Origin of the sequence: Cupriavidus sp. DL-D2 (assembly GCF_039710735.1) — a bacterium.
Lineage (GTDB): Bacteria > Pseudomonadota > Gammaproteobacteria > Burkholderiales > Burkholderiaceae > Cupriavidus.
In genome coordinates, this window is record NZ_JBDKXK010000006.1 from 39,575 (window position 1) to 64,637 (window position 25,063).

Annotated in this window: 26 protein-coding genes and 3 tRNA genes; 17 read left to right on the plus strand and 12 right to left on the minus strand. The window is 62.4% G+C overall.

Going from position 1 to position 25,063, the window contains the following annotated elements; translation table 11 throughout:
• Nucleotides 1-62: 62 nt before the first annotated feature.
• Entirely contained in the window at nt 63-812 is a 750-nt protein-coding gene (locus ABDB81_RS05925; protein ID WP_137922936.1) for a FadR/GntR family transcriptional regulator, read from the minus strand.
• Nucleotides 813-1,087: 275 nt separating this feature from the next.
• Between ABDB81_RS05925 and gudD the strand changes: the two genes are divergently transcribed.
• From gudD to ABDB81_RS05950, 5 genes are all read left to right on the plus strand, one after another.
• The gene (gudD, locus tag ABDB81_RS05930; RefSeq protein WP_137922937.1) at nt 1,088-2,437 is read left to right on the plus strand and encodes a glucarate dehydratase; all 1,350 of its coding nucleotides are present in this window, start codon (nt 1,088-1,090) and stop codon (nt 2,435-2,437) included.
• A gap of 60 nt (nt 2,438-2,497) precedes the next feature.
• Nucleotides 2,498-3,526 (plus strand): tripartite tricarboxylate transporter substrate binding protein, encoded by a 1,029-nt coding sequence (locus ABDB81_RS05935; RefSeq protein ID WP_137922938.1) that lies wholly within the window; start codon nt 2,498-2,500, stop codon nt 3,524-3,526.
• 351 nt (nt 3,527-3,877) lie between these two features.
• Complete coding sequence (locus ABDB81_RS05940) at nt 3,878-4,510, plus strand: CsgG/HfaB family protein (protein ID WP_137923068.1); 633 nt, start codon at nt 3,878-3,880, stop codon at nt 4,508-4,510.
• A 30-nt stretch (nt 4,511-4,540) separates the two neighbouring features.
• Nucleotides 4,541-4,984 (plus strand): DUF4810 domain-containing protein, encoded by a 444-nt coding sequence (locus ABDB81_RS05945; protein WP_137922939.1) that lies wholly within the window; start codon nt 4,541-4,543, stop codon nt 4,982-4,984.
• Nucleotides 4,981-5,643 carry a DUF799 domain-containing protein gene (locus ABDB81_RS05950; protein ID WP_346810369.1) on the plus strand — a complete coding sequence of 221 codons (663 nt, stop codon included), beginning with the start codon at nt 4,981-4,983 and terminating at the stop codon, nt 5,641-5,643. The genes ABDB81_RS05945 and ABDB81_RS05950 overlap by 4 nt, the downstream gene beginning before the upstream one ends.
• 84 nt (nt 5,644-5,727) lie before the next feature.
• On the opposite strand, the gene ABDB81_RS05955 is transcribed toward ABDB81_RS05950, so the two are convergent.
• Nucleotides 5,728-5,817: transfer RNA gene (locus ABDB81_RS05955), tRNA-Ser, on the minus strand.
• Between the two features lie 321 nt (nt 5,818-6,138).
• On the opposite strand from ABDB81_RS05955, the gene ABDB81_RS05960 reads away from it, so the two are divergent.
• On the plus strand, nt 6,139-6,630 hold the full coding sequence (locus ABDB81_RS05960) for a glycine zipper 2TM domain-containing protein (RefSeq protein WP_171020300.1): 492 nt from the start codon (nt 6,139-6,141) through the stop codon (nt 6,628-6,630).
• An 80-nt stretch (nt 6,631-6,710) separates the two neighbouring features.
• Here ABDB81_RS05960 and hemW read toward each other — a convergent pair whose 3' ends face one another.
• From hemW to ABDB81_RS05985, 5 genes are all read right to left on the minus strand, one after another.
• The gene (gene hemW / locus ABDB81_RS05965; RefSeq protein WP_346810372.1) at nt 6,711-7,973 is read right to left on the minus strand and encodes a radical SAM family heme chaperone HemW; all 1,263 of its coding nucleotides are present in this window, start codon (nt 7,971-7,973) and stop codon (nt 6,711-6,713) included.
• On the minus strand, nt 7,970-8,584 hold the full coding sequence (rdgB, locus tag ABDB81_RS05970) for an RdgB/HAM1 family non-canonical purine NTP pyrophosphatase (RefSeq protein ID WP_137922943.1): 615 nt from the start codon (nt 8,582-8,584) through the stop codon (nt 7,970-7,972). The genes hemW and rdgB overlap by 4 nt, the downstream gene beginning before the upstream one ends.
• Nucleotides 8,585-8,601: 17 nt before the next feature.
• A complete protein-coding gene (gene rph / locus ABDB81_RS05975; RefSeq protein WP_137922944.1) occupies nt 8,602-9,318 on the minus strand; it encodes a ribonuclease PH in 717 nt (238 codons plus the stop codon).
• Between the two features lie 115 nt (nt 9,319-9,433).
• Entirely contained in the window at nt 9,434-10,348 is a 915-nt protein-coding gene (locus tag ABDB81_RS05980; RefSeq protein ID WP_137922945.1) for a PP2C family serine/threonine-protein phosphatase, read from the minus strand.
• Nucleotides 10,349-10,435: 87 nt separating this feature from the next.
• The gene (locus tag ABDB81_RS05985) at nt 10,436-11,512 is read right to left on the minus strand and encodes a serine/threonine-protein kinase (RefSeq protein WP_137922946.1); all 1,077 of its coding nucleotides are present in this window, start codon (nt 11,510-11,512) and stop codon (nt 10,436-10,438) included.
• Between the two features lie 206 nt (nt 11,513-11,718).
• On the opposite strand from ABDB81_RS05985, the gene ABDB81_RS05990 reads away from it, so the two are divergent.
• From ABDB81_RS05990 to ABDB81_RS06005, 4 genes are all read left to right on the plus strand, one after another.
• A complete protein-coding gene (locus tag ABDB81_RS05990; RefSeq protein WP_137922947.1) occupies nt 11,719-12,654 on the plus strand; it encodes a YicC/YloC family endoribonuclease in 936 nt (311 codons plus the stop codon).
• A 4-nt stretch (nt 12,655-12,658) separates the two neighbouring features.
• On the plus strand, nt 12,659-13,309 hold the full coding sequence (gene gmk, locus ABDB81_RS05995) for a guanylate kinase (protein ID WP_137922948.1): 651 nt from the start codon (nt 12,659-12,661) through the stop codon (nt 13,307-13,309).
• An 84-nt stretch (nt 13,310-13,393) separates the two neighbouring features.
• Complete coding sequence (gene rpoZ / locus ABDB81_RS06000) at nt 13,394-13,597, plus strand: DNA-directed RNA polymerase subunit omega (RefSeq protein ID WP_006578656.1); 204 nt, start codon at nt 13,394-13,396, stop codon at nt 13,595-13,597.
• A 313-nt stretch (nt 13,598-13,910) separates the two neighbouring features.
• Nucleotides 13,911-16,331, plus strand: coding sequence for a bifunctional (p)ppGpp synthetase/guanosine-3',5'-bis(diphosphate) 3'-pyrophosphohydrolase (locus ABDB81_RS06005; protein ID WP_137922949.1), 2,421 nt, complete (start codon nt 13,911-13,913; stop codon nt 16,329-16,331).
• A 3-nt stretch (nt 16,332-16,334) separates the two neighbouring features.
• Here ABDB81_RS06005 and greB read toward each other — a convergent pair whose 3' ends face one another.
• Entirely contained in the window at nt 16,335-16,907 is a 573-nt protein-coding gene (gene greB / locus ABDB81_RS06010; protein ID WP_346810393.1) for a transcription elongation factor GreB, read from the minus strand.
• Nucleotides 16,908-17,031: 124 nt separating this feature from the next.
• Between greB and ABDB81_RS06015 the strand changes: the two genes are divergently transcribed.
• From ABDB81_RS06015 to ABDB81_RS06030, 4 genes are all read left to right on the plus strand, one after another.
• Nucleotides 17,032-17,108, plus strand: a tRNA-Arg gene (locus tag ABDB81_RS06015).
• Between the two features lie 137 nt (nt 17,109-17,245).
• Nucleotides 17,246-17,524: a hypothetical protein gene (locus ABDB81_RS06020; RefSeq protein WP_137922951.1), complete on the plus strand. Its 279-nt coding sequence runs from the start codon at nt 17,246-17,248 to the stop codon at nt 17,522-17,524.
• Nucleotides 17,525-17,690: 166 nt separating this feature from the next.
• The gene (locus ABDB81_RS06025; protein WP_346810394.1) at nt 17,691-17,936 is read left to right on the plus strand and encodes a hypothetical protein; all 246 of its coding nucleotides are present in this window, start codon (nt 17,691-17,693) and stop codon (nt 17,934-17,936) included.
• A gap of 107 nt (nt 17,937-18,043) precedes the next feature.
• Nucleotides 18,044-18,120, plus strand: a tRNA-Met gene (locus tag ABDB81_RS06030).
• Nucleotides 18,121-18,242: 122 nt separating this feature from the next.
• Here ABDB81_RS06030 and ABDB81_RS06035 read toward each other — a convergent pair.
• Both ABDB81_RS06035 and ABDB81_RS06040 read right to left on the minus strand, forming a co-directional pair.
• Nucleotides 18,243-18,506, minus strand: coding sequence for a hypothetical protein (locus ABDB81_RS06035; protein WP_346810395.1), 264 nt, complete (start codon nt 18,504-18,506; stop codon nt 18,243-18,245).
• 47 nt (nt 18,507-18,553) lie between these two features.
• Nucleotides 18,554-18,844, minus strand: coding sequence for a hypothetical protein (locus tag ABDB81_RS06040; protein WP_137922954.1), 291 nt, complete (start codon nt 18,842-18,844; stop codon nt 18,554-18,556).
• A gap of 308 nt (nt 18,845-19,152) precedes the next feature.
• On the opposite strand from ABDB81_RS06040, the gene ABDB81_RS06045 reads away from it, so the two are divergent.
• From ABDB81_RS06045 to lpxO, 3 genes are all read left to right on the plus strand, one after another.
• The gene (locus tag ABDB81_RS06045; protein WP_160473213.1) at nt 19,153-20,514 is read left to right on the plus strand and encodes a DUF2252 domain-containing protein; all 1,362 of its coding nucleotides are present in this window, start codon (nt 19,153-19,155) and stop codon (nt 20,512-20,514) included.
• A gap of 24 nt (nt 20,515-20,538) precedes the next feature.
• Entirely contained in the window at nt 20,539-20,844 is a 306-nt protein-coding gene (locus ABDB81_RS06050) for a hypothetical protein (protein WP_137922955.1), read from the plus strand.
• A 124-nt stretch (nt 20,845-20,968) separates the two neighbouring features.
• Nucleotides 20,969-21,871 (plus strand): lipid A hydroxylase LpxO, encoded by a 903-nt coding sequence (gene lpxO, locus ABDB81_RS06055; RefSeq protein WP_137922956.1) that lies wholly within the window; start codon nt 20,969-20,971, stop codon nt 21,869-21,871.
• A gap of 68 nt (nt 21,872-21,939) precedes the next feature.
• On the opposite strand, the gene ABDB81_RS06060 is transcribed toward lpxO, so the two are convergent.
• Nucleotides 21,940-23,439 (minus strand): sensor domain-containing diguanylate cyclase, encoded by a 1,500-nt coding sequence (locus ABDB81_RS06060; RefSeq protein ID WP_137922957.1) that lies wholly within the window; start codon nt 23,437-23,439, stop codon nt 21,940-21,942.
• An 86-nt stretch (nt 23,440-23,525) separates the two neighbouring features.
• Nucleotides 23,526-24,983, minus strand: coding sequence for a PLP-dependent aminotransferase family protein (locus tag ABDB81_RS06065; RefSeq protein ID WP_137922958.1), 1,458 nt, complete (start codon nt 24,981-24,983; stop codon nt 23,526-23,528).
• Between the last annotated feature and the right edge of the window lie 80 nt (nt 24,984-25,063).

Consider the following 25,063-nt stretch of genomic DNA (forward strand, 5'->3'; position numbering starts at 1 on the left):
CATCGCTTCCCGTCTCGCAACCGCACCATCCGTCCGGACAACGCGCGGATGGCGCATGCCGCTCAGGCGGGCGATCCGGCCATGGCCGACGCCTTGCGCAGGCGTTCACGGCTGTTGGTCAGGTGCATGCGCATGGCAGCTTTTGCCGCTTCCGGATCGCGTCGCTCGATCGCATCGAAAATGCTTTCGTGCTCGAAGTTCACGCGCTCCAGGTACTGTTCGCGTTCGGGCCGGCTCACCTGCAGGCGGCTGCGCGGAATCACCATCGTGCCGAGGTGGCCCATGATGTCCGTGAAATAGCGATTTCCCGTGGCACGCGCGATCGACAGGTGAAACTCGAAATCCGAACCCACTGCGTCGCTGCCTTCAGCGGCATTGCGCTTCATGTCGTCCAGCGCGCGGCGCATGGCCAGCAGATGTTCGTCGTTGCGGCGCGTGGCCGCCAGGCTGGCAGCCTCGGCTTCCAGGCTCACGCGGAATTCAAGCATCGCCAGCACGTCCATGGCCGTGACAATGGCCGAAGGATCGATGCGGAATGGGGAGTGGGTTTCAAGTGGGCGGTTCAGCACGAACGTGCCGATCCCGTGCCGCGTTTCCACCAGGCCGCTGGCCTGGAGGCGCGACAGCGCTTCACGCACCACCGTGCGGCTCACGCCGAGCGTGGCCATGATTTCGGATTCCGTGGGAAGCTTGTCACCCGGCTTGATCTGGCCCTGCTGGATGCTGTCGGTCAGGTTGCTGACCACTTCCTCGGCAAGCGTGCGGCCGCGGCGGCGCAGGGGAGCGGGCGAAGACATCGAGACGTTGGACATGGGCGTGCAGGTATGGGAACCAATGTGGGGATGACCCTGACGGTCGTACTGTTGACCGGTCGGGCACGCGCTCATTATACTGCGTCATAAGTCATACGACGACCGATAACGCACAGGACATTGCGGCCGTTTGGCCAATGTGGCAGCCGCGCCGCAATTTTCTTTCGGTCAGCTAATGTATTAGCGTATGAGCTACGATAGCAGGGCGCATTTCCACGTCATGGGGAGAGCGCGATCCCGGCGGTAAAACAGACCAGGACTCGGAGACGATCCACATGAACGCAACCTCTCTCGCCAATGGCGCGACCCCTGTCGTGACCGAACTGACTGTCGTGCCGGTGGCCGGTCACGACAGCATGCTGATGAACCTGTCGGGCGCCCACGGCCCGTACTTCACCCGCAACATCGTCATCCTGAAGGACAGCGCAGGGAACATCGGCGTGGGTGAGGTGCCCGGCGGCGAGAGCATCCGCCAGACGCTGGAGGATGCGCGTCCGCTGGTGGTGGGGCAGGGCATCGGCCAATATCTCGCGATCCTGAACCGCGTGCGCGAGCAGTTCGCCAGCCGCGACGCTGGCGGCCGGGGCCTGCAGACGTTCGACCTGCGCATCACCATCCACGCTGTGACCGCGCTGGAAGCCGCGCTGCTCGACCTGCTCGGCAAGCATCTGCAGGTGCCGGTGGCTGCGCTGCTCGGCGAAGGCCAGCAACGCGATGCCGTGGAGATGCTGGGCTATCTCTTCTACGTGGGCGACCGCCAGAAGACCACGCTCGACTATCGCACCGAACCCAATGGCGACAACGCATGGTTCCGCGTGCGCAACGAAGTGGCAATGGATGCCAAGGGCGTGGTGCGCCTGGCCGAAGCCGCCTACGAGCGCTATGGCTTCAACGACTTCAAGCTGAAGGGCGGCGTGCTGCGCGGCGAAGAGGAGATGGAGGCGATCATCGCGCTGCATGAGCGCTTCCCCAAGGCACGCGTGACGCTCGATCCGAACGGTGGCTGGCTGCTGAAGGACGCCATCCGCCTGTGCCGCGACAAGCACGGCATCCTGGCCTATGCAGAAGATCCGTGCGGCGCGGAAGACGGTTACTCGGGCCGCGAGATCATGGCCGAATTCCGCACGGCCACCGGCCTGCCGACCGCCACCAACATGGTGGCCACGGACTGGCGCCAGATGGGCCACGCGGTGCGTTTGCAGTCGGTGGATATTCCGCTGGCCGATCCGCACTTCTGGACGATGCAGGGCTCGGTGCGCGTGGCGCAGATGTGCTCGGAATGGGGTCTCACGTGGGGCTCGCATTCGAACAACCACTTCGATATCTCGCTGGCGATGTTCACGCACGTGGCGGCTGCCGCGCCGGGCCGCGTCACGGCCATCGACACGCACTGGATCTGGCAGGACGGCGAACACCTGACGCGCAACCCGCTGAAGATCGAAGGCGGGCTCGTGCAGGTGCCGAAGACGCCGGGCCTGGGCGTGGAACTCGATATGGACGCACTGGCGCGCGCCAATCGTCTCTATCAGGAAAAGGGTCTGGGGGCGCGCGATGACGCGATTGCCATGCAGTTCCTGATTCCCAACTGGAAGTTCAACAACAAGATGCCTTGCATGGTGCGCTAAGCGTCCATCTCGACGATTCCCAGAAATAGAAAACCTTCGATTCAGCAGGAGACACACAACATGGTTCAACCCTCGAAGGCCGCCCCGCGCGCGGCCCGTATTTCCACGCTGCTGCGCCGCTTTGCGGGCGTGGCGATTGCCCTGGCTGCCGGCGTGACCGTCAGCGGTGTTGCGCAGGCATCGAGTGCGGCGTGGCCGCAGAAGCCGGTGTCGATCGTCGTGCCGTTCCCGGCCGGTGGTTCGACAGACACCATCGCGCGCTACCTGGCGCAGCCGCTCAATGAGAAGCTGGGCCAGCCGTTCGTGATCGACAACAAGCCGGGCGCCACGGGCGCTATCGGCGCAACGTTCGTCAAGCGTGCGCCAGCCGATGGCTACACGATGATGGTGGCCTCGATTGGCGTGTTCGCGGTCAACCCGTTTCTGCAGAAGAGCCTGCAATATGATCCGGCGAAGGATTTCGACCTGCTGACCGTGGCCGTACGCGCGCCAAACGTGCTCGTGGCCAATCCGAACTTCCCGGCCAAGTCGCTGGCCGAGCTGGTGGCGTACATGAAGAAGAACCCGGGCAAGGTCACGTTTGCCACGTCGGGTGCCGGTTCATCGGACCACCTGACGGCCGCGCTGTTCTGGCAAAAGACCGGCACCGAAGGGCTGCACGTCCCGTATAAGGGCGGTGCCCCGGCCATCTCGGATCTGCTCGCCGGGCAGGTGGATGTATCGTTCCAGAACGTCAACGCGGTGCTGCAACACATCCGCACCGGCAAGCTCAAGGCGCTGGCCGTGACGTCGGGCAAGCGCTCCGCCGTGTTGCCCGATGTGCCGACCATGGCCGAAGGCGGCACCAAGGATGTGGAAGTCTATTCGTGGCAGGGCATCGCTGCGCCCAAGGGCATCCCGGCCGATGTGAAGACGCGCCTACACGGCGCTATCGTCGGCGCGCTCAAGGACCCGGCGATGCAGAAGAAGCTGGGCGAGCAAGGCTTCGAGGTAGTGGCCAACACGCCCGAGCAGTTCGTCGAGTTCGAGAACCAGGAACTGAAACGCTGGAAGACCGTGATCGAGCAGGGCAAGATCACGGCCGAGTAAGCCGGCATCGTCGCTGTCCACGTCAAAACCTCGCCAACCGGCGGGGTTTTTTTCGTCAGGAACCGATTCCCCCCTGTAGTGGGGCGTCCGCTCGCGCGCGCTAAATATGGGTGAATTCGTACCGATAGACGCTAAGGCGCTCAATCGGTCAAAGCAGTGTGAACAAGGTACGCAACAAATCTGGCGAAAAAGCTGGGGCTTTGTAAAAATTCACGTTTTGCCTATTGATCCTGGCTGCCGTTCAGCCACATTGGGCGCCGGCACCTTTTCGGCTGCCGTTCGATCTATCTCTCTTGGAGAAACGAAGTGAAAAGTTTGAAGTCCTGCTGTCTGCTCGGCGTAGTCGCCGCCATGGGCATGGCTGGCTGTGCGACGGAAACGTCGACCGCATTGCCGGTGCAGAAGGTGGAGAGCGCCAGCCGCCCGTATAACGGCCTGCGGACCCCGATCGCCGTGGGCAAGTTCGACAACCGTTCGAACTACATGCGCGGCGTGTTCTCGGACGGCATCGACCGCCTGAGCGGCCAGGCCAAGACGAGCCTGGTGACCCACCTGCAGCAAACCAACCGCTTCACGGTGCTGGAGCGCGAGAATCTCGACGAGATCAAGCGCGAGGCGACGATCAAGAACCAGGCGCAAAAGCTCAAGGGCGCCGATTTCGTGGTGACTGGTGACATCACCGAGTTCGGCCGCAAGGAAGTGGGCGATGTGCAGTTGTTCGGCATCCTGGGGCGTGGCCGTGAGCAGGTCGCCTACGCGAAGGTCAACCTGAACATCGTCAATATCACGACGTCCGAGGTGGTTTTCTCCACCCAGGGGGCTGGCGAATACAAGCTGTCGAACCGCGAGGTCATCGGGTTTGGCGGCACGGCCAGCTATGACTCCACGCTGAACGGCAAGGTGATGGACCTGGCCATGCGCGAAGCCATCAACAACCTTGTCAGCGCCATCGACGGTGGCATCTGGAAGCCGGTCCAGCAGTAACAGGCATTCGTCAAACTACGAGAAAAACAAATGATTAACTTGGTCACGCTGCGCAATGCGGCGTTTTTGTCGGTCGCCGCCGCGGTGCTCGCCGGCTGCGCTGCGCCCCAGCCGTCGCTCTATCAATGGGAAGGCTATCAGGCTCAGGTCTACCAATACTTCAAGGGCGAGTCGAAGGAAGAGCAGGTCATCGCGCTGGAGAAGGGCCTTGAAACCATCAAGGCGAAAGGGGGAGCGGTGCCACCCGGCTATCACGCGCAGCTCGGCATGCTGTACCTGAACCTCGGCAAGGACGACCAGATGGTCAAGGAGTTCCAGACCGAGAAGACGCTTTTCCCGGAATCCACGCCGTTCATGGATTTCCTGACGCGGAATATGAAGACGGATACGCGCAAGGATGTCGCGGTACCGGCCCAGCCGACCACCGCCGCGGTAGGAACCAAGGCTGACAACAACACCGGGAGCGCCAAATGATCCGTCGCGTGATGACCTATATGGCTACGCTGGCCGCGGTGGCGCTGTTTGCCGGTTGTGCCACGAAGCCGCCCGAGGTGGACTACTCGGCGTTCCGGTCGGCCAAGCCGCGTTCGATCGTGGTGCTGCCGCCGCTGAACGAATCGGCCGACATCAAGGCCACGTACGCCATGCTGTCGCTGGCCACGTATCCGCTGGCCGAGTCGGGCTACTACGTACTGCCCGTGGCACTGGTCGACGAGACGTTCCGCCAGAACGGCTTGACCGTCCCCGGTGAGATCCACACCGTCCCGGTGCCCAAGCTGCGCGAGATCTTCGGCGCCGACGCCGCGCTGTATGTCACCGTGACCGACTACGGCTCGCGTTACCAGGTGTTGAGCAGCGTCACGCGCGTCGCGGCCAAGGCCAAGCTTGTGGATCTGCGCAGCGGCGATGTCCTGTGGAGTGGCACCGCCGTGACGGCCAACGATGGTGGCAACACCAGTGGCGGCGGACTGATCGGCATGCTGATCAGCGCCGCCATCAACCAGGCGGTGAATCACCTCACCGATGCGGCCTATCCCATAGCGGGAACGACGAGCTATCGTTTGCTGTCAGCCGGCATGCCGGGCGGCATCCTGTACGGCCCGCGTTCGCCGAAGTACGACAAGGTGGATTGAGTGCCGCACTGACGCGGCTTCCGCGAAAAAAATGCCGCAGCACGCTCCCTCGTTCGAGGGAATATGCTGCGGCATTTTCGTATCTGGCGGAAGCGGTGAGATTCGAACTCACGGATGGGTCACCCCATCGGCAGTTTTCAAGACTGCTGCCTTAAACCACTCGGCCACGCTTCCTTGAAGGCGATTCTGATTGAACCGGCATTGTATCGCGTCAGCGGATACGGCCGGCCGCGCATTATACAGGGATGGCCGGGCTGGCGTGTATTGCGCTTGACGCATGCCCATGGATGATGAGGGAAAGCCTCAACGATGTGTCGTTCTCTGTCGACGTTGTCAGTGTTTGTCGGACAGCGCGGAACCATGTGAGGGTCGAGCATCTCCTATGATCACGACATGCGATCTTGGCGTGTCACGAAGTCGGCTTTTCAAACAGCTATTCGAGGAGAGGAATCGATGCAACGCAACGAACAACGCAAGGATCAACGTCAGCCGTGGATGGCGCTGGGCGGCCTCGGCGCCCTGGTGCTGGTGGCCGGGCTGGCCGGTTGCGCGCAACCTGGGTATGGCGGCTATGGCAACTACAACTCGACGCCGCAGCCTACGGGTTATCAACAGCCCGGCAGCGTGTATCAGGCGCCGCAGGGTTCGGTGTTCACCGGCCGAGTGGAATCGATCGAGCCGATCCAGAATACGCAGGGTAGCTCGGGCATTCTGGGTACGGTGATCGGTGGCGCCGCGGGCGGGCTGCTCGGCCATCAGATTGGTGGCGGGCGTGGCCAGACGGCGGCGACGATCGTGGGCGCAGTGGGTGGTGCCGTGGCAGGTAACCAGATCGAGAAGCGCACGGGTAGCAGTACGCAGACCGCGTATCGCGTCAATGTCCGGCTCGACGATGGGCGCGTAGCAACGGTGACGCAATCGAACATCGGCAATCTGCGTGTGGGTGACCGCGCCCGGGTGGCGAACGACATGGCCACGCCGTACTGATCGAACGCCGTAATAAAGAACGCCACACGGTTTGCGCCGTGTGGCGTTTTTGCTTTCGCATGCCAACCGACGAAGCCGGCTCAATCCTTCAGGAACATCTCCTGCAGATCATTGAGGAAGCGCCGCCCGAGGTCGGTGGGCTTGATCATCGTCGGGTCGGCTTCGAGCAATCCCTTTTTCTCGGCTGCCGCCAGCGTCTTGCCGATGGTGTGCAAGGGCAGGCCGGTGTAGTCGTGGAAGCTCGATGCCGGGACGCCATCGGTGAGGCGCAGCGCGTTGAGCATGAACTCGAAGGGCAGGTCGTCGGCGCTCACATCGCGCGACTCCTGCACGGCATTGCCCGCCAGTGCCTGCTCCATATAGGCGGCAGGATGCTTGTGGCGCATCTGCCGCAGGATGCGGTGCGGGAACGACAGTTTGCCGTGCGCGCCCGCCCCAATACCGAGGTAATCACCGAATCGCCAGTAGTTCAGGTTGTGCCTGGCTTCGCGATGTGGCTTACCGTAGGCCGAGGTTTCGTAATGTCGGAACCCGGCCTCCGCTGTGCGGGACTCGATGAGATCCTGCATCTCGTAGGCGATGTCTTCATCGGGCAGTGCCGGCGGAAACTTCGCGAACAGCGTGTTCGGCTCCAGCGTCAGGTGATACATCGACAGGTGTGTGGTGCTGTACGACAACGCCGCTTCGAGGTCGCTCACGCACTGGTCCATCGTCTGACCCGGCAGTGCATACATCAGGTCCAGATTGACGTTGTCGAAGTGCTGCAATGCGATGTCGATGGCGGCCCGCGCTTCGCGCTCGCCGTGGATGCGACCTAGCGCCTGCAGGTGGGCATCGTTGAAACTCTGAATGCCGATGGACAGACGGTTGATCCCGCTGGCCCGGTAGCTCGCAAAGCGCTCGGCCTCGAAGGTGCCGGGATTCGCTTCCATCGTGATCTCGGCATCGGCGTCCAGCGGCAACAGCGCGCGGATATCCGACAGCAGCCGGTCCATGCCGGCCGCCGACAACAGGCTCGGCGTGCCGCCACCAATGAAGATCGTATGCACGGGACGTCCCCAGACCAAGGGCAGCGACTGCTCGAGGTCGGCGCGCAGCGCGTCGAGATACGCGTCCTCGGGGATGTCGTGGCGATCGGCCTTTCCGGGTGCCGCGTGCGAGTTGAAATCGCAGTACGGACACTTGCGCACGCACCACGGAATATGAACGTAGAGCGATAGCGGCGGTGAGCCGGGCAGGGCGATCTTTCCCGGCTTGAGCCAGAGTTGCTGGTTGTCCGCCGGAGAAACCTGTCGCGAGGCTGGGGACGAAGGCGGGGACGACGCCGGGATGATCGGAATCATGCGCTGGTCCTGGCGCGCGAAGCTTGCAAGCGGGCAACCAGGCCCTGCAGCGCCAGTGCGCGATGGCTGACGCCGTTCTTCTCGTCGGCAGACAGTTCGGCGGCAGTTTTGCCGAGCGTAGGCAGCAGGAAGTGCGGGTCATAGCCGAAGCCACCCGCGCCGCGCGGGGCATCGACGACTTCGCCGGCCCAGGTGCCCTCGGCGATGATCGGGCACGGATCTTCGGGATGCCGCACCATGACCAGCACGCAGTAGTAATGCGCGTGACGGTTCAGCTTGCCGGCCAGTTGGGAAATCAGATGCGCGTTGTTGGCGGCGTCGGACTTCGGCTTGCCGACCATCTGCGCGTAGCGTGCCGAGTAGACGCCGGGAGCGCCATCGAGCGCATCGACACAGATGCCCGAATCGTCGGCCAGCGCCGGCATGCCGGACAGCCGGCTGGCGTGGCGCGCCTTGGTCAGTGCGTTCTCGACGAACGTGCCGAAGGGCTCCTCGGCCTCGGGAATCCCGAGTTCGCCCTGTGGCAGTACGTCAAAGCCGAGCGGTGACAAAAGTGCGCTAAATTCGCGCAGCTTGCCAGCGTTGTTCGAAGCCAGGACCAGGCGTTGCATCGTCACTCCTCCCGCGCTCAGAGTCCGAGCGCCTGCTTTTGCTGGCGCACCAACTCGGCAATGCCGGCCTCGGCCAGACGCGTCATGGCGTCCAGGTCCGCGCGGCTGAATGGCGCACCCTCGGCCGTACCCTGGACTTCGACGAAACCGCCGCTACCAGTCATGACCACATTCATGTCTGTGTCGCAGTTGCTGTCCTCGGCGTAGTCGAGGTCGAGCACCGGCACGCCGTCGACCATGCCCACGGAGATGGCCGCGACGAAATCGCGGATCGGACTCGTCGAAATCGAGCCGGCGCGCAGCATGGTGGAAACGGCGTCGTGGGCGGCCACGAAGGCGCCCGTGATGGCAGCGGTGCGGGTGCCGCCATCGGCCTGCAAGACGTCGCAATCGAGGTGGATCGTGTGCTCGCCCAGTGCGGCGAGATCGAACACCGACCGCATGGCCCGGCCGATCAGGCGCTGGATTTCCTGCGTGCGGCCGGTCTGCTTGCCCCGTGCGGCTTCGCGGTCCGAGCGCGTGTGCGTGGCACGAGGCAGCATGCCGTATTCGGCGGTGACCCAGCCTTCGCCGCTGCCTTTCTTGTGCGGAGGCACTTTGGTCAGCACGCTGGCCGTGCAGAGTACCTTGGTGTCGCCAAAGGCACACAGCACCGAACCTTCGGCGTGGCGCGTGTAGTGGCGGGTCAGGGTGATGGGTCGCAGCGCATCGGCCGCGCGTCCGCTGGGTCGCATGGGGAGTTTTCGTTGGAATCGGGTAAGACCGCGATTCTAACGCCGACAGGCTTCGAATGCCTGTCGCGCCGGCTGCGACCCCGGCAAACTGAAGCGAACGTTTCTCCGCCGTGGCTCAGCGCATCAGATTGCTGGTCTTGTCGATCGCGGCACGAATCTCGGCAATCGAGCGTTCGATTTCCTCTTCGCTGAGCAAATCGGTCTCGTTGCCGGTGCGTTCCAGGATTGATGTCGTGAAGGTGTTCAGGGGCAGCGTATCCGTCAGCACGGCGTCGTCATCGGGCACTGTGGCGTCGGCTTCCCACATCATCGAGATCGCTGTGGTGTTGTCGGCACCTTCGCCGGCATTGGCGAGCGCGCGTTCGATCAGGTCGGGAATGGCGTGGACGACCGACAGGTGCGTGACCTTGTCCACGATCACGCTCTCTTCCAGGCTGCCCCACAGGCCGTCGGAGCACAGCATCGCCACGTCGCCCGGCTCCAGCCGCACTGGCCCACCGATATCGATCAACGGCAGGTTGGGCGATCCAAGGCAGTTGTAGAGCTTGTTGCGCTCGGGATGATTGGCCACTTCCATGGGCAGGACGCGCTCCTGCTGCAGCAGGTTTTCTATCTTCGAGTGGTCCCGCGTACGTGTGAGGAGGGCGGCCTTGCGCATCAGGTAGAAACGCGAATCGCCGGCGTGGGCCCAGTGGATCTGGCCGTTCTGGATCAGGCAGCAGACCACCGTTGTACGCGGCACATCTGAGAGGCGATTGGCCTCGGCATAGCGATGGATGTCGCGGTGCGCCAGCATGATCGTGTCCTGCAGGAAGTCGGCAGGATTGCGGATCGATGGGCGCGCCTGCGCCTGGAACTGGCGCGCCAGAGTTTGCAGTGCCTGCTGCGCGGCAACCTCGCCAAAGGCGTGGCCGCCCAGGCCATCGGCCAGCACCATCAACAGGGCGTCACGCGTAAAGCAGTAGCCCATGCGGTCCTGGTTGATCCGGCGGCCGCCTTTCCGGCTTTCCTGGTAGACGGAGAATCGCATGCTTTATTCGTTATTGGTTTGGTGCGCTTGTCTGCGCAGGCATCGGCGCGTGGGGCGTTGTGTTGAACGTCGCATCATGCGGGGGCATCAGTCGCTGGAGCCGTCGGCCTGCGCAGTCTGCGATGGCTTGTCGGCGTTTCGTTCCTCGCGGCGGCGCAGCAGCGTCATGAAACGGCTCGTGGCGTTCATGCGCTCTCCTGCGGGCACAGTTGCGGGGCCGGCCGCTGCTGCGGCAGCCGATTGCTCGCCCAGCGCATTGCTCTGGTCGCGCAGTTCCTTCTGCAGCCGGAACACGCTCTGCGGCCGCTCCGACGGCGTCAGGCGCAGGCACCACTCCACCAGATCCACGAGGCCATTCGTATAGGTGCTGCGCAACCGCGCGATGGATTCCGCCATACGGTCTTCCTTTTCGCGCTGGTTGGCTTCCTGGGGCGGCATGCCGGCCATGCACGCGTACAGCGTGGCACCCAGGCTGTAGATGTCGGTCCAGGGGCCGAGGTCGCTGTGCTTGCCGTAGAGCTCGGGCGCGGCAAAGCCGGGCGTGTACATCGGCTGGAAACGTGCGGCTTCCATGGTCAGAGTCTGGCGTGCGGCACCGAAATCGAGCAGGATCGGCGATTCGTCCTCGCGCAGGTAGATGTTTCCGGGCTTGATGTCGAGGTGCAGAAGCTTGTGGATATGCACTTCGCGCAGCCCGCTCATGAGGTCGTGGAAGACTTTGCGGATAAATCGCTCGCGCAGCACCTTGGGCTTGCCCTGCTGCCGGGCCTGCAGAATGTGTTCCTGCAGTGTTTTGCCCAGTTCGTAGTTCATCACCATGTAGACCGTGGAGTTCTCGCGGAAGAAATTCACCACGCGAACCACGCTGGGATGCGAAATACGAGCCAGCGACCGGCCTTCCTCGAAGAAGTACTTCAGGCCGAGCCGGAACGATGCGGCATTTTCATCGGGAACGACAGGAATCAGTTCGCCGGGGCTGCGGCGCGCCAGCGACGACGGCAGGTATTCCTTGATGGCGACCGGAGTGCCGGTGTCGTCCGTGGCAAGGTAGACGAAACTGAACCCCCCGCTGGCCAACTTCTTTACAATACGGTAGTTGGCAAGCAGCGTGCCGATAGGAAGCGGCGCGCTCTTGGGTGTATTGGCGCCCTTGGACTCTGTCATAGGATTCGGGACCTCATTTGCTCCCGGATTCTCCGGTCTAATCGGTCACTTGTAAAGAAATCCGTAGCGGGGTGTGTTGCCAAAACTCCGCGCTTTTCCACGACCGATTTCCCTTGATTTTGTGGGCGCTCTGCCGTCCGCTCGGGTACATCGCGCCGTCTATAGCCGATCCCTTATTTTTCGACTCTTTCGCGAGATAAACGACAATGATCCACAGCATGACAGGCTATGGCCTGGCTACCGGCCAGGCACCGCTGACCAACGCTCAGGGCGAGCCCAGCGGCCGCACCGCCTCGGTTTCGGTGGAATTCCGCACTGTCAATTCGCGTTTTCTCGACCTGCTGTTCCGTGCGCCCGAAGAGTGCCGCGCGTTCGAACCCGCCCTGCGCGAAATGCTCATGGGCGAACTCTCGCGCGGCAAGCTCGAGTGCCGCATCAATCTGCAGCGCACCGATGCCGGTGGCGCCACGCTGGCATTGAACCAGGGTCTGCTGGACCAGATCCGCGCACTGGAATCCACGGTGTCGGCCACCTTTGCCAACGCCGGCACCATGCGCATGGGCGAACTGCTGCGCTGGCCCGGCGTGCTGGTGGAGCCCGAGCTGTCCCAGGAAGCGCTGCGTGACGCCGTGACTGGTGCCGCTCGCGAGGCGCTCAAGCAACTGCTGGAAGCCCGCCGCCGTGAAGGCGCAGCACTCAAGGCAACGCTTGAGGAACGCATCGACGCCATGCTGGCCATCGTCGAGCGCCTGACGCCGACGATTCCGCAACTCATTGCACATCATCAAGAAAAACTGACCGAGCGCCTGCAGGAAGCCTTCAACCTGGCCGCGCCGAACGGCATGCCGAACATGACCCGTGACGAGATTGGCGAGCGTATCCGCCAGGAAGCCACGGTGTATGGCATCCGCATCGATATCGCCGAAGAGCTGTCGCGGCTGCAGGCGCACCTCGTCGAAACGCGGCATATCCTGAAGAAGGGCGGCCAGGTGGGCAAGCGGCTGGATTTCATGATGCAGGAACTCAACCGCGAAGCGAACACGCTCGGCTCAAAGGCCGCTGCCAAGGAACTCGCCGATGCCTCGATGGAGCTCAAGCTCCTGATCGAGCAGATGCGCGAGCAGATTCAAAACCTCGAATAAGATCATGAGCGAAACGACCCACACCGCCATCGACACCGTCTATCCCGGCAACCTGTTCATGGTGGTGGCACCGTCAGGGGCCGGCAAGTCTACGCTGGTCAACGCGCTGCTGGCGCAGGATCAGTCCATTCGCCTGTCTATCTCGCATACCACGCGCAAGCCGCGTCCGGGCGAGGAGAATGGCCGCGAATACCATTTCACGACCGTCGACGAGTTCCGCGCCGCACGTGACCGCGGTGAATTCCTGGAATGGGCGGAGGTGCACGGCAATTACTACGCCACGTCGCGCGTATGGATCGAGCAGCAGATGGCGCAAGGCAACGACGTGCTGCTGGAGATCGACTGGCAGGGCGCCCAGCAGGTGCACACGCGTTTCTCCAACGCCATGGAGATCTTCATCCTGCCGCCGTCGCTGACGGCGCTGGAGGAACGGTTGAAGAAGCGCGGCCAGGACGAGCCGAACGTGATCACCCGGCGCCTGCTGGCCGCGGGTAGCGAAATGGCGCATGCATCGGAGTCGGACTACGTGATCATCAACGAGGTCTTCGAGGATGCGCTGCGACAGTTGCAAAACGTCGTTCACGCGACCCGTCTGCGCTTTTCGTCGCAAAAGGCGCGGCATGCAGAGCTGTTTATCGAGCTCGGCATTCACTGATGCAAGGGGCGGCCGGCAAGGTTTCGGCCGCGTGCTGTAAAATGACGGCCTGTCGAACAGGTTTCATCCCAAGGTGGATTTCATATGGCGCGTATTACCGTCGAAGATTGTCTGAAACACATTCCGAACCGCTTTGAGCTCGCGCTGGCCGCGACTTACCGCGCACGTCAGCTCGTGCAGGGCCATACGCCCAAGGTAGAGGCCAAGGACAAGCCCACCGTTGTGGCGCTGCGCGAAATCGCGTCGGGCCAGGTCGGCATCGAGATGCTGAAGAAGGTCCCGACCTGATTGCCAGGGCGGCCCGTGGTTCATCCTTGCTTCGCGTGCGTACGCATCCAGCCGCGCATCCAGCCGAATTCCAGGGGCCGCCGCCATGCCTTCATTGCCGACCGAACCCGCCATCGCACCGCCGGAAACCTCCGGCGCGGACGACTCGCGTGGAGCGCCGGCAACGAAGGCTTCATCTGTTTTGGGCGGCGCATCCGCCACTTCGGTGGCGCCTGGTACGCCGTCTCCAGAGGCCGTTCCGGTCTCTCCCTCCTTGACTGCCGCACCGTCAGCTACCGTCCCAGGACGTAAGCGCTCCGGACAATCTCCTTCTGTGACTGCCCGAACTGGTGCTCCCAATCTTCCCGATCCGCTCGGCGACAACGTCGTCGGGGAACGTGCCGTTGTCCCGCCGATGCAGCAGGGCAAGTCGCGTGCTGCACTGGCGAATGATCTGGTAGCGGAGCCCGTGGCCGGTACCGTGCCTGCGCCGCCGGGTGGTGATCTGTTCATCGACGCGGTGCTGGCGCAGTCATACCGGCACTTCTTCGGGCCGACCTCGCAGCCGGCGGTGCCGCCGCGCCAGCAGGTTATCTCCATCACGCGCCTGATGGAGAAGCTGGCCTATCTGAAGCCGGCTGACCAGACATTGGTGCGCGAGGCGTTCCAGTTCTCGGACGAGGCGCATCTCGGACAGTACCGGCAGAGCGGCGAGCCGTACATTACGCATCCGGTTGCCGTGGCGGAGTTGTGCGCGGACTGGAAGCTCGATGTGCAATCCATCATGGCGGCATTGCTGCATGACGTGATGGAAGATCAGGGCATCACGAAGAGCGAACTGGCCGAGAAATTCGGTCCGAAGGTCGCCGAACTCGTCGATGGTCTGACCAAGCTGGACAAGCTCGAATTCCAGAGCCGCGAGCAGGCGCAGGCGGAGAGCTTCCGCAAGATGCTGCTGGCGATGGCGCGCGATGTGCGGGTGATCCTGGTCAAGCTGGCTGATCGCACGCACAACATGCGCACGCTCGATTTCGTGCCGCCCGAGAAGCGGCGCCGGATCGCGCTGGAAACAATGGAGATCTATGCGCCGATCGCGCACCGGCTGGGTCTCAACACGATCTACCGCGAACTGCAGGAGTTGTCGTTCAAGGTAGGCTCGCCGTTCCGTTATGCCACGCTGGAGAAAGCCGTCAAGGCCGCGCGCGGCAATCGGCGCGAAGTGGTGAAGCGGATTCTCGAAGCCGCGCAGGCGTCGCTGGCGCAGGCGGGCATCGTGGCCGAACTCTCGGGGCGCGAGAAGACGCTGTACAGCATCTATCGCAAGATGCACGACAAGCAGTTGTCGTTCTCGCAAGTGCTTGATGTCTATGGTTTCCGCGTGGTCGTGGAAACGCAGATGCACTGCTACATGGCAATGGGCGCGCTGCACGGCTTGTACAAGCCTATGCCTGGCAAGTTCAAGGACTACATCGCGATTCCGAAGATCAACGGCTATCAGTCGCTGCATACGACTCTGGTGGGACCGTTCGGCACGCCGGTGGAGTTCCAGATCCGTACACGCGGGATGCACCAGATCGCCGAGGCCGGCGTGGCTGCGCACTGGATGTACAAGCACCAGGCCGACCACGCCAACGATATCCAGCATCAGGCCCACCAGTGGCTGCAGTCGCTGCTCGATATCCAGAGTCAGACTGGTGATTCGCAGGAGTTCCTGGAGCACGTCAAGATCGACCTGTTCCCGGATGCCGTCTATGTCTTCACGCCGAAGGGCCATATCCGTGCGCTGCCGCGTGGTGCCACGGCGCTGGACTTTGCGTACGCGGTGCACAGCGACCTGGGTAACCAGTGCGTTGCGGTCAAGATCAACAACGAAATGCTGCCGCTGCGCACGGAGCTCAAGAGTGGCGATATCGTCGAGGTGGTCACAGCGCCATACTCGAAGCCGAATCCTGCTTGGCTGGCCTTCGTGCGCACCGGCAAGGCGCGTGCGGCGATTCGCCATTTCCTGAAGACGACGAAGCTCGACGAGGCCATCCAGCTTGGCGAGCGCCTGCTGGACCAGTCCGCGCGCCAGCTTGGTATCGAACTCAAGGCGGTGCCGCAGTCGGTGTGGGAGCGGATGATCCAGTGGACCGGCAACAAGGCGCGCGAAGATATCTTCGCGGACCTGGCGCTGGGTCGGCGCGTGCCTGCAGTTGTGGCGCGCCGCATGGAAATCCTGCTGCAGGAACTCTCCGGCGATGTCGACAGCGCGCTGCTGGCGGCCGTGCAGACGTTTGCTGGCGAGGAAGCCCCGGCGGTGCCGATCACCGGCGACGAGGGTATGTCGATGATCTTCTCGGCATGCTGCCGTCCGATCCCTGGCGACTCCATCGTTGGTTATCTGGGCAAGGGCGAAGGGCTGCAGATCCACGTACAGGACTGCAAGGTGGCCAAGCGCCTGCACAGCAAGGACCCCGAGCACTGGATCGAGGTAATGTGGGCCAAGAAGACGACGCGTGCGTTCGACGTGTCGATCAAGATCATGGTCCACAACGTCAAGGGTATCGTCGCACGCGTGGCGGCGGACCTGACCTCTGCCGACGCCAATGTGGCGCACGTGGCGATGGAACAGCAGCAGGGCGGCCATCAGGAGGCCACCTATATGCAATTCGTGATCCAGGTGCAGAACCGCCTGCATCTCGCCAACGTCATGCGGGCACTGCGTCGCAATCCGGACGTCATCCGTATCTTCCGCGACCGGAACGACGGCTGACCGCTATCCTCCGGCTGTGCCTTTCGCGGGATAGCGCACTTCCAGGATATCGATCTGTTCAACGCCGACCGGCGTGCGTAGTGGCACCGTGTCCCCTTCGCGCGCCTTGATCAGTGCCTTGGCGATCGGTGAGATCCAGCTTACGTGATTGCTGTCGAGATCGACCTCGTCCATGCCGACGATGGTGATGGTCGTTTCTTCGCCCGACTGGTTCGCGTAAGTGACCGTGGCACCGAAGAAGATCTGGTCATTGTCGCCCTGCGGCGAGGGATCGACGACTTCGGCCTTGTCCAGCCGGCGTGTAAGGAAGCGGATGCGTCGGTCGATTTCGCGCAGGCGCTTCTTGCCGTAGAGATAGTCGCCATTCTCGGAACGGTCGCCGTTCGATGCTGCCCACGACACGATCTGCACGACGTCAGGGCGATCTACATCGATCAGGTGCATCAGCTCATCGCGCAGCCGTTGATAGCCAGTTGCAGTGATGTAGTTCTTGGTGCCGGCAGGCAGCGGTGTGGCGCCTTCGGGAAGATCATCGTCGTCATCGTTCGACGACTCTTTGACAAATGCCTTGTTCATGGTCCGGATCACTTCATCGGGCTCTCATTATAGGAAGTTGCTCGGGCCGAACGCCTCGGAAGAAAAAATGCGCGCAGGGGGCTTCACAAAACTGAAAACTTCTATATAATCTCTTTTCTCGGTTGCGGCTGTAGCTCAGTTGGATAGAGTACTTGGCTACGAACCAAGGGGTCGTGGGTTCGAATCCTGCCAGCCGCGCCAACCAATACGTGAGAAGGGCTTCCAGAAATGGAAGCCCTTTTTGCATTGGGCGCTCGGGATTTGTTTTGTGTCGATTTGGGAACGGCGCCACGTTGCGAGGCTCGAATCCTTATCGACAACCCATCGAGGGGACGCACATGCAGCAAGAAGAGTGGCGTGTGGAAGGCTATCGCGGCATGGATGCATACGTTCTGGTGACATCGCATCGCGATGCGGTGGCCGGCAGTGTTGGCGATACGCAGACGTGGGGCTACGAAGTGCGCGTGGGTCAGGAGGGTGCAGATCCTGCCGATGCAGGCGATACGGAAATTCTGTCGAGCGGCGCGCATGTGTTTGCCACACGGCATGCGGCCGAGGTGGCTGCGTTTGCTGCGGCTTATGCGTGGATCGACAAGCTGCTGGGTGACGCTCGGTAGATAAGAGACCAAGTTCCTTGCGATGCGTGCAACAGTCCATATCGACGCGAAAAGGCTGTCATCAAGGTCGATTTGATCGAGATCATTTTTGGTTTGGGGTATCACTCCTAGTCTGCAGATAAGGCGCGCCGCGGTGCGCGCCAGCTGCAGAAGACAAGGAGGTGCGATGCCCGAGTACGAAGGCTTCAAGATCGTTTATGAAGTGCTTGCCATGCCCAAGGACAAGTGGGCGATCATGATCGAAATCATTCGGCGGCACGGGGGTGAGGTCTTGATGGCGCGACACAATCCATTTCCGCGTCAGCCGTTCGATACAAAGCTGGAGGCGCTGGAGCATGTCAATCGATACGTGTCGGAGACCGTAGCGCGTCTTGAAGGTGAGGCGGAAAATGATCGGCGGCGCCGTGCGTGACGCCCGGCCTCATTGAAAAGCCTCAGGCATGCCTGAGGCTTTTTTCATTTTGGTGCATGAAGTGCTTGCCAGGGGCGTCACATTACTGCATAATCTCTTTTCTCAGACGCGGGGTGGAGCAGTCTGGCAGCTCGTCGGGCTCATAACCCGAAGGTCGCAGGTTCAAATCCTGCCCCCGCAACCAGTACCTTGTACTGGAACCCCTGAGAGTCTCGGCAGTCATCGAGTAGTTTCCCAGCAGTTCCCAGGCCGTTCGGCCAACCTTCTCAAACTTCGATCAGTACCGCTTCAGCGCACAGAGCTTCGTCACGCTTTCAGCAATGATGCAGCTTGTGCGAACGTATCGCGTACCTGTGGCTGACCTTCGCGTTCCGCTGCCTCGGCGCGATCCTTCAGGCGCGAAGCCAGCACGGCAAGATTGCCGCCGGTGCCACATTGTTGCGCGGCGTCCTTCATCAGTTGCTTGAGTTCCTGGTCGATGTCGGCGCCATCGAATGCGCTGACCGACAGCGCGGAAATGCGCTCCAGAAGATTGTTGACCAATGCTTCGTCGTGTTGCGGCTCGGGCATGGCGTCTCCTTGGCTGTCGAATATCAGGGATGCGGGAGCAACGGCGCTTAGTCGCGCCGCGACAATTGCGGTGGGATGGCTACGCGTCGTCGGGCCGGTTTCAGCGCGCGCTGCGGCCATAGTACGTAGTTGGTATGCGGATCCATCGGCTTGCCGAAGTAGGACACCCATACCTGGACGCCATGCTCCGTCTCGGACACGATGGCGGCAACGGCACGCGCGGCGACGGACGGCGACTTCAGAAGATCTCCGAGCGCTTCCACGCCCTGGACCACATGGTGCTTCACCCCTCTGAACCACACGTATTGACGCATGGCTGCAAGAAAACTCTTTGTCATGATTGCTGTTCTTCTCGTTGGCAATGCGAAACAGAGACCACAGCTTACACGCTTGGGTGTGACGTTTTTGTAGGGAAGCGTCTGATATTTGTGGCATCGCATGTCATGGGCGCCGCGGCGGCGCAGAAAGTGCGCCAGCCGTTGCTGGAATGCTGTGTGAGCCAGCAAATTGACAATGTGACGCTGCTGTCTTAGCGTGGTTACATTGCTGCACAAATGTTGTCATTGGCTCGGTGAGCCGTGGAGGCATTGTGGAAACTCAAGCGGAGTTGCAGGAACGGCGCGAACGAGGCAGGGCTCTGCGGCAGATGGTGCCCCGGCGCGAACATGAAGTGATCGGCAACATCGATCGCGACCCCGTCGCGTTGCTCAAGCAGAGCAGCGAGGGGCGCGTGCCCAAGCTGATTCCGCTTCGATACGGGCGAATGATTGCGTCGCCCTTCACATTCTTCCGAGGCAGCGCGATTATCCAGGCACATGACCTGGCCGGCACCCGGCATTCAGGCGTGATCCACCAGATCTGCGGCGATTGCCACCTTTCGAACTTCGGTGGATTTGCTACACCCGAGCGTGCGCTGCTGTTCGACGTCAACGATTTCGATGAGACAAGTCCCGGCCCCTGGGAGTGGGATGTCAAGCGGCTGGTGGCGAGCTTCGTGGTTGCGGCCCGGCATTTTCGGCACGGTTCAGTGGCTGCGGACGAGATGGTTCGTCATGTCGTCTCCAGTTATCGCGACCGTATGGCCGAATATGCGGAGATGGGTATCCTGGATACCTGGTATGACCGCATCACATTCGAGCGGCTGCTCGACAATGCGTCGGACCCCGACGTTCAGAAGCGTATCCGTCGCGCCATGGATCGCGCTGCCGAGCGCACGCACGAGGCGTTATTGCCAAAGCTCGGCATACGAGAGGGTGAAGGCGACCGGTGGCGCATTCTTGATGCGCCACCGGCCATCTTCCATGTGCGCGGTGAGCAAACCTTGTTCGACCCCGACGATGACTGGCTCGGCGTCGATGATCCCGCCGCCATCGTCAACAAGTGTTTCGGTGACTACACGGCCACGCTGGCACCGGATCGCCGCCAGTTGCTCTCGCATTTCAAGCTGCACGACATGGCGTTCAAGGTGGTGGGCGTCGGCAGTGTCGGTACGCGGTGCCTGATCCAGTTGATGATCGATACCCATGGCAAGCCGTTGTTCCTGCAGGTCAAGGAAGCATCGAAGTCCGTTGTCGCGCGGTATTTCAAATCGCCGTCAGTGGCGCATGAAGGGCGCCGGGTAGTGGACGGGCAGCGACTGATGCAGGCGGCAAGCGATCTGTTCCTGGGCTGGTCCAAGGGCCCATTCGGCCGGCACTTCTATATCCGCCAGTTGCGCGACATGAAGTTCTCGGCCGATCTGGAGCTGATGGATACCAACCTGCTCAACTTCTACGCGCGAGTGTGCGGGTGGGTGCTGGCGCGTGCGCATGCCAAGGCAGGCGGGCTCGCCGCCGAGATCAGCGGCTATCTTGGTACCAGTGACCGCATAGCCGATGCGCTGGTGATCTACGCCAATGCCTATGCTGATCAGGTGGAGCGCGATTACGAGATCTTTGTCGATGCCTGCCGCTCGGGGCGTCTCGAGGCGCGCACCGATACCGATATGGCCGCCGATTTCCGAGTTTGATCTGCCCATCTCCAGGAGTCCGGGATGACTGAAGACATGCTGCTGCAACTCATCATCGAAGTGGAGAAGGCCGATCCCATCGACTACGCCAACCTGCCGTTCGACGACGTCAAGCTGCGGGCGCTGGCGTGCAAGCTGATTGCCGAGCGGTCCATCGAACTGGAGTCGTCGGGCATGTCGCAGGATGCCTTGTTGGCAACACTCTGGGTCTCCACCGCCAAGCTCGTGCTCGAAAACATCGTGCTCAATGCGCGCCTGCTGACCTTGATGGGCAAGGCCGAAGATGCCCGGGTGCTGATCGACCGGATTTCCCGGCAATCGCGGGGATAATCCCGCATCGATTATCGATGTGGTGACTTGCGCACACACTGCGCGAAGCGCGCCAATTCGCTAAAATACGGCGTTTCTACCCGTTCGGACGATCCGTTGGGTGGGTTTGTCTTGGAGAATTCGGGTGATCAAGTGGATTATCGTCGCGGCTTACGTAGGTGCCATCTTGTATGTGCATTTCCGCGGCAAGGTCAGGTTGCCGTTCATGCGCCAGATGCTCGACCATTCGGCATTGGTTGCGCCCGTGAATTGCTTTATGTATCTGTTCTCGGGGGTACCGCGCACGCCGTATATTCCCGTCGAGCGTTTTCCTGATCTCGAAAAGCTGCGCGCTGCCTGGCCGCAGATTCGCGACGAAGGCCTGGCGCTGATCGCGATGCGCAAGATCAAGGCCGCGGACAAGAACGATGACGCCGGTTTCAACTCGTTCTTCAAGTACGGCTGGAAGCGTTTTTACCTCAAGTGGTACGAAGCCCAGCATCCGTCCGCCGAGCAGCTGTGCCCCAATACCGTAGCGCTGCTGCGCGAGATGCCGACGGTCAAGGCGGCGATGTTTGCCGAACTGCCGCCGGGCGGCAAACTCAATCCGCACCGTGATCCGTTTGCCGGTTCGCTGCGCTATCACCTGGGTCTCTCCACGCCGAACGACGACCGCTGTTTTATCGAGGTTGATGGCGAGCGTCATAGCTGGCGCGATGGTCATGGCGTGGTCTTCGACGAGACCTACCTGCACTGGGCCGAGAACCGCAGCGAGACCGATCGCCTGATCCTCTTCTGCGACATCGAACGTCCGATGCGCTACCGCTGGGCCGCGGCCGTTAACCACTGGATGGGCCGCAAGGTCATGACGGCAGCCAGCTCGCCGAATGACGATACCGACCAGACCGGCATGATCAACAAGCTGTTCCGCTTTGTCTGGCTCGGCGGCCAGTACCGTCGCCGCTTCAAGGCATGGAACAAGACCGTGTACAAGATGACGAAGTTCGGTCTGATCATCGGTGGGGTGGCGTTGATCGTCTTCCTCTGATCGAACGGGACGTTGTATTAAAAAAGCCGGCTGAATTGCCGGCTTTTTTGTTGGGCGATCGAGCAGTACTATCCTCGCCGCTCATTGCCCAACGCTTCATAGTGCGCACGCTTGGCTTCGTACATCCGGCTGTCCGATAGCTTCACCGTGTCCGTCAGCCGGTCCCCTTGCGAACAGGTTGCCGCGCCGATGGAGAAAGACAGTCGCGCACCGGGATAGAACTGGTTGTTGAGACCCACGACTTCCTCGATCTGCTCGACCACGGTGGCGGCGCCACGTTCGTCGCGGCCGGCCAGCAGGACCATGAATTCGTCGCCGCCGATGCGGGCGATGCAGGCTTGTTCGCCCACGGCCTTCTTGAGGACTTCGCCGGTGCGGCGCAGCAGGGCGTCTCCATCGCTATGGCCGAACTGGTCGTTGATGATCTTCAGGCCGTTCAGGTCTACGGCAATCACGCTGACGGGCCAGGGGCCCTTGCGGCCCAGGCGGGCCAGTTCGTCCTCGTAGTACGCACGGTTGTAGAGTTTGGTCAGCACGTCGTGCTTGCCCAGGAACTCCACGTAGGCTTCAGCCTTCTTGCGCGCGGTGATATCGGTCAGCGATACGAGCACCTGATCCCAGTCGGATTCGCAGCCGGGGAAGACCGACCATTGCATGAAGACATCGACCGCGCGGCCGTCGAGCGCGTAGTTGATGACTTCGCGTTGCTGCCAGAGTTTCTCGTGCCAGAGATCGACGAGTTGCTCGGCGAAGTGGATGCGCATGTCGTCGCGGAACACGTCGCCGAGGCGCGACAGCAGGATGTCCTTGCTGGGCGCGCCGAACATCGACAGCGTTTGCTGGTTCACGTCGAGCACGCGGATTTCCTGCATGCAGCGCGAGACGAAATCGGGGTGGACGTTCAGGAAGGTGCGGAAGTCCGTGATGCCCGCAGCCCGCACTTCGTCGAGCAGCATCTTCACGACGCTGAAGTCTTCCACCCATAGCGATACCGGCGAATGTTCGAACAGTCCGCGCGCGTATTGCTGGCTGCGGCGCAGCTCGCGATCGGCGCGTACACGTGCCGTGATGTCCTCGATCGACAGCAGCACGCGCGACCAGTCATGCTCGTGGCCTGGCATGACGCTGGCTTCCAGGCGGATGTCGAGCCGGTCGCCATCGAGCGTGTAGTTGACGGTCTGGCTCTCGAAGTGCTGGCCGCCATCCCAGAGTTGGCCGAGTTCCTCCACGTGCTGGTCGAACATGTCGTCGCGGAACACCGTGTCGAGGTTGGCGACGAGGTCGGCCAGGTCACTGGCGCGGAACAGGTCCAGCGTGCGGCGATTGACGTCGAGCACGCGGATCAGCGCCGAGCAGCGGGCCACTTCGGACGGATGCTCGCGCAGGTATCCCCGCAGGTCGGAGACGCCATCGGCCCGTAGCGCGTCGAACGCCTGGCGCACTGCGCTGAAGTCTTCCAGCCAGAGCGAGACGGGCGCGAGCTGGAACAGGGTCTGATAGTCGTTGTCGAGCCGTGCGGCGACCGATGCGTGCCCCAAGTTCTTCTCCCTTGTTGTGATGGATGGCATATCGCGCATTAGGATAGGCGAGCGCGCCTCACTTTGGGAGAAATCTTGCGGGAGCGAAACGCCTGTTGGCGTCCGCGCCACGCTGGTCAGGCCGCCAGGCGGCGTGCGGCGGCGGCCACGGTGTCGAGCGCGGCCTCTAGCTGAGGTGTGCGGAGGTTGCCGCAGTTGAGTCGCAGGTAGTGATTGAAACGGTTGGAGTTCGAAAACATCGCGCCGGGCATCACGCGGATACCGTCGCGCAGCACCTGTTCGAAAAGGGCTTCCGACGAGACATTGGCGGGCATCTCCAGCCAGATGTGCAGCCCGCCGCGCGGCAGCGTGAGCCGCGTGCCGGATGGGAATGTCGCGGCTACCTTTTGCGCTACCCACTCGCGCTGCATGCGGAGCTGCGTGCGCAGACGCCGCAGGTGCCGCTCGAACGCGCCGGTGCCCATGTACTCGGCCACGGCGATCTGGGTCAGCATCTCGTTGGGGCGAGACAGCCCGAACTTCAACATCTCCACGCGCGCCTGCCACCGGCCACCGGTGATCCAGCCGAGCCGCATGCCGGGCGCGAGGATTTTGTGCAGCGACGCGCAGTGGATGACGGTGCCGGTCGTATCCCAGGACTTGGCGGCGGTCAGCGGCACATCGTCATCGAACGTGGCCGAGCAGCAGTCGTCCTCGATCATGGCGATGCCACGCGCGGCACACCATGCCACAAGCCGCTGCTTGTGGGCGTCGGGCATCACGCAGCCCAGCGGGTTCTGCAGGTTGGGCACGACGCAGACCGCCTTGATGTTGTCGTAGGTCTGCGCGGCCAGTTCCAGTGCTTCGAGCGAGATCCCGGTCTGCGGGCTGCAAGGGATTTCGAGTGCCTGCATGCCGAGGCTCTCCAGGATCTGCAGCAGGCCGTAGTAGGTGGGCGACTCCACCGCGATGATGTCGCCTGGCACGGCCACGGCGCGCAGCGCGAGCGTCAGCGCCTCGGTGGCGCCATGGGTGACGACGATCTCTTCCGGCGATACATGGATCTTGTGGCGCAGCGCATGCCGGGCCAGTGCGGCGCGGAAGGCCGGATGGCCGTCAGCCTCGACGGAACTGCCGAAGAGGTCGGGCTGCTTGCGCAGCGCGCGGATGGCGGCGTGGCGCAGGTCGTCGGCCGGATACAACTCCGGCGCGCCACACGCACCGCCGAGGTTGACCTGGTGGTGGCGGCTGCGGGCAAGGATCGCGGAAATACGCTGGTGAATGCCCACATACTGTGCCGGGTCGGGCAGCCCTGGGGCGGGCTCCTCGATCGGGGCTAGCGCAGGGCGCTGCGGGGCCGCCACGAAGTAGCCGGAGCGCGGGCGCGCTTCCAGCAAACCGGCCGCTTCCAGTTCCCGGCACGCTTGCAGGGCGGTGGACAAACTGACGTTGTGGAGTCCCATCAGTGTCCGCACGGACGGCATGCGATCGCCCGTGGTCAACGTGCCGGCCGCAATGGCCTGGCGATAGTGTCCCGCCACCTGCTGGTAGAGCGGGGCGGATGCAGCGCGAAGGGCGGAGGGCACGGCAGACATGGGAGGCATCATCGCGCGCGGGCGATGTCCGGAACAGATACAGATTCAGGGGTTCTGTATCGTAACAGAGCATATTCATC